This window comes from Rhodococcus sp. R1101 (assembly GCF_000278445.1).
GTDB lineage: Bacteria > Actinomycetota > Actinomycetes > Mycobacteriales > Mycobacteriaceae > Rhodococcus > Rhodococcus gordoniae.
In genome coordinates this window covers 1-4,107 of record NZ_AJVB01000345.1, presented here as the reverse complement: position 1 = coordinate 4,107, position 4,107 = coordinate 1, and the positions used below count along the sequence as shown (strand labels likewise).

Genomic DNA, 4,107 nt, shown 5'->3' with positions numbered 1-4,107 from the left:
TGGTCAAGCAGTTCCTCAACGGCACGATGATCGGTCCGATCGGGATGTCGGAGGAGAAGGACGAGGCGACGATGGCGCACGAGCAGGCGCTCGTGGAGGCCGGGCATCATGCCGGTGGGGTCGATGACATCGAAGGGATCGTGCCGCAGATGCAGGCGACTCCGGGTATGCCGGAGCGGCAGGCGGTGGCGCGTCGGCAGCAACGGGTGCGCTCGATCCTGCACACCCTGCCTCCTGCCGCCCAACAGGCCATTGCCGAATCGCTCGACCACAACGGCACACCACACACCTCTCGTGGCTACGCCGACGACGACACCCAGGTCATCCCCGCCTACACCGGAGAGGGGTACGAGCAGCAGGTCCAGAGGTAGCAACAGCCTCATCAGCAGGGGTACAGCGACAGAAGTAGTGCAGCCGCAGGCTGGAGAAGTAGGAGAGCAGATGGGGGCGGGCAGTTCGCTCGTGCGGCCGGTTCACGGCGCACTCACCCAGGCCGGCAACATCGTCGAACTGTTCGTCGACGTCGTGCGGAACACTTTCCGCCGACCGTTCCAGTTTCGGGAATTCATCGAGCAGGCGTGGTTCATCGCCAGCGTGACGATTCTTCCGACCGCGCTCGTCGCGATCCCGTTCGGCGCTGTCGTGTCGTTGCAGACCGGTTCGCTGATCAAGCAGCTCGGCGCCGAATCGTTCACGGGCGCAGCGAGTGTGCTGGCGGTCATCCAGCAGGGCAGTCCGATCGTGACGGCCCTGCTGATCGCCGGCGCCGCCGGATCCGCGGTCACCGCAGACCTCGGATCGCGGACGATCCGCGAGGAGATCGACGCCATGGAGGTGCTGGGCATCAATCCCATCCAGCGTCTCGTCGTCCCGCGAGTACTGGCGATGGTTCTCGTCGCGCTTCTGCTCAACGGCCTCGTCTCCGTGATCGGCATCGCCGGTGGTTACTTCTTCAACGTGGTGCTGCAGGGAGGCACGCCCGGCGCGTACCTCGCGTCCTTCTCGGCCCTCGCACAGCTACCCGACCTCTATGTCGCCGAACTCAAGGCCGCGATCTTCGGGTTGATCGCCGGCGTCGTCGCGTCCTACAAGGGCCTGCACCCCGGTGCGGGGCCGAAAGGCGTGGGGGAGGCCGTGAACCAGACCGTCGTCATCACGTTCCTGCTGCTCTTCTTCGCGAACCTGATCCTGACGATGGTGTACCTGCAGATCGTTCCTGCGAAGGGATCCTGACCAGATGACAGTCTCCAGAGGCCGCGGAGATCTCGTTCTTCTCCGGGGTCGCCGAGCGGTGCGCGCACCGCTGAACGTGCTCGACCGCGCGGGCGATCAGATGTCCTTCTATGCGCGTGCCGTGGCATGGACCCCGCGAACCCTGACCCACTACCGCAAGGAAGTCCTGCGGTTGCTCGCCGAGGTCACTTTCGGCAGCGGTGCACTCGCCGTGATCGGGGGCACCATCGGCGTCATCGCAATGATGTCCGGCTTCACCGGCGTCGTGGTGGGTCTGCAGGGTTACGCCGCGCTCGAACAGCTCGGTTCGTCGGTGCTCACCGGCTTCCTCTCGGCCTACGTCAACACCCGTGAGCTCGCCCCCATCGTCGCGGCGCTCGCGTTGTCGGCGACGGTGGGCTGCGGCTTCACGGCACAGCTCGGCGCCATGAGGATCAGCGAGGAGATCGACGCCCTCGAAGTGATGGCCGTGCCGTCGCTGCCGTTCCTGGTGACCTCCCGGATGATCGCCGGCTTCGTCGCCGTGATCCCGCTGTACATCATCGGTCTCCTCGCCGCCTACCTCGCGACCCGCACGATCAGCACGCTGTTCAACGGCCAGTCGAGCGGCTCGTACGACCATTATTTCTATCTGTTCCTCCCACCCGAGGACGTGCTCTATTCGTTCGCGAAAGTGCTGGTCTTCGCGTTCGTGGTGATTCTCATCCACTGCTACTACGGCTTCCACGCCAGCGGCGGCCCCGCCGGTGTCGGTGTGGCCGTGGGCCGCGCGGTGCGCACCGCGATCGTCACGATCGCCGTTCTCGACTTCTTCCTCAGCCTCGCGATCTGGGGCACGTCGACCACGGTGAGGGTTGCCGGATGAGCGACACGACCACTTCGCCGTTGCGTCGCCGCACCCTGGGCCTCGTCTTCTTCGTGGTGCTGGCGCTGTTCCTCTACGTCACGATTGCGATGTACAACAAGACCTTCACGAAGGTCGTGGAGGTCGATCTCCGCACCGACAGCATCGGAAACGCGCTGCCGCTCAACGCGGACGTGAAGGCGCGCGGTGTGCTCGTCGGTGAGGTCCGCGGAACGAGCGCGGAAGGCGGCGACGTCACCGCGCATCTCGCCCTCGACCCCGACAAGGCCGCCCTGATCCCGGTGAACGCGACCGCCCAGCTGCTGCCGAAGACCCTCTTCGGCGAGCGGTACGTCTCGCTGATCCTGCCCGACGACCCGGACCGCCCCGTCACGAACGGCGACGTGCTGGTGCAGGACACCAGCGAACGCACCGTCGAACTCGGCGACGTGCTCGACGGGCTGCTCCCGCTCCTCGAGGCCGTCCCGCCGCAGGACCTCGCCAACACGCTCGGTGCGCTGGCACAGGGATTGAGCGGTCGCGGTGAGAAGCTGGGACGGACGGTCGACGACCTCGAACGGATCTTCCGCGAGGTGAACGTCGAACTGCCCACCCTGCAGGAGGATCTGCGCGGACTCGCCGACTTCTCACAGACCTACTCCGAGGCCGCACCCGATCTCGTCGAGGCGCTGAACAACCTGCGCACGACGGGCGGCACGGTCGTCGAACAGCAGAACCAGATCCGCACCCTGCTCGCGAGCGCGACGGGAGCGTCGTCGCAGACGGCCGATTTCATCGAGCAGAACTCCCGCTCGATCATCACCCTGTCCGCCGATTCGAAGGAAGCGTTGCAGATCCTCGCACGGTACTCGCCGTCCTTCCCGTGCACCTTCGAAGAATTCGCCGCTGCGAAGCCGGCTGCTGTCGACCTGCTCGGCGTGGACGACCCCTACCCGGGAGTGCGCGCGAACATCCAGTTCACCAATCCCAAGGGTCGCTACCTGCCGAACCAGGACGAGCCACGACTCCTCGACGATCGCGGACCGGCCTGTTACGGCGACGTCACCGCGCCCGGCCGCAAGTTCCCGCAGTATCCGGGCGGCTCGATCAACGACGGTTCCTACCAGGTCCCGTCGCGTAATCCCGGCCCGGCGACCGTCGACTTCTTCCCTGCTCCGGAAGGATCCGGCGTGCCCGACGCGGTCGGCGACATCATCGGCACCTCGAACAATGACGCGACTCCGGTCTCGTACGCCGGTTCGCGTATGGAACAGGACACGCTCGACGTGATCTACGGACAGGCCACCGGCGTCGAACCCGAGGACGTACCGTCCTGGACCACCCGGCTCGGGGCTCCGGCGATCCGCGGTACGGAGGTGAGCTTCCAGTGAGAGGCCTGGCAGCACCCCTGATCAAACTCGTCGTGTTCGCTGTCGTCACCGTCCTCGCGACCGGTGTTCTCGCCGCGACCATCGCGAGTGTCGGAGGTGGTGGCGGAACGAAGTTCCACGCGATCTTCTCCGACGTCACCTCGCTCAACCCGGGCGACGACATCCGGATCGCGGGTGTCCGTGTGGGGCAGGTCGAGGAGATCTCGGTCTTCGACGAACGGCAGGCGCGGGTCACCTTCTCGCTCGAGGAGCGCGACTGGCTCCCGGCCGGTGCCACCGCGACCATCCGGTTCCGCAATCTCGTCGGCCAGCGGTACGTCGCCCTCGCTCAGGGCGAGGGCCGGCAGGGCGAGAAGATCACCGGCGGCGCGACGATCCCGATCGAACGCACCAAACCGGCGGTGAATCTCACGACGCTCTTCGACGGCTTCCGGCCGTTGTTCCAGACCCTGAGCGCCGACGACGTCAACAAGCTCTCGTTCCAGATCGTCCAGGTGTTCCAGGGCGAGGCGGGCACCGTCGACGACCTGGTCCGCAGCACCGCGTCGCTGACGAACACCATCGCCGACAAGGATCGGGTGATCGGTGCGGTGATCGACAATCTCAACACCGTCCTCGCCACGATCGACCAGCGCGACG

4 protein-coding genes and 1 pseudogene are annotated in these 4,107 nt (G+C 66.2%); all 5 read left to right on the top strand.

What is annotated here, in order from left to right:
• Positions 1 to 371: pseudogene (locus R1101_RS0117475) on the top strand (ABC transporter ATP-binding protein); the annotation flags it as partial.
• Positions 372 to 441: 70 nt separating this feature from the next.
• Positions 442 to 1,233 (top strand): MlaE family ABC transporter permease, encoded by a 792-nt coding sequence (locus R1101_RS0117470; RefSeq protein ID WP_006552286.1) that lies wholly within the window; start codon positions 442 to 444, stop codon positions 1,231 to 1,233.
• 4 nt (positions 1,234 to 1,237) lie between these two features.
• Positions 1,238 to 2,098 carry an MlaE family ABC transporter permease gene (locus tag R1101_RS0117465; protein ID WP_026003404.1) on the top strand — a complete coding sequence of 287 codons (861 nt, stop codon included), beginning with the start codon at positions 1,238 to 1,240 and terminating at the stop codon, positions 2,096 to 2,098.
• Positions 2,095 to 3,468, top strand: a complete 1,374-nt coding sequence (locus R1101_RS0117460; RefSeq protein WP_016934653.1) for an MCE family protein — start codon at positions 2,095 to 2,097, stop codon at positions 3,466 to 3,468. Before R1101_RS0117465 ends, R1101_RS0117460 begins: the two co-directional genes overlap by 4 nt.
• Positions 3,465 to 4,107, top strand: a 643-nt coding sequence (locus R1101_RS0117455; RefSeq protein ID WP_016934652.1) for an MCE family protein, incomplete at its 3' end; no start/stop codon positions are given. The genes R1101_RS0117460 and R1101_RS0117455, both read left to right, overlap by 4 nt.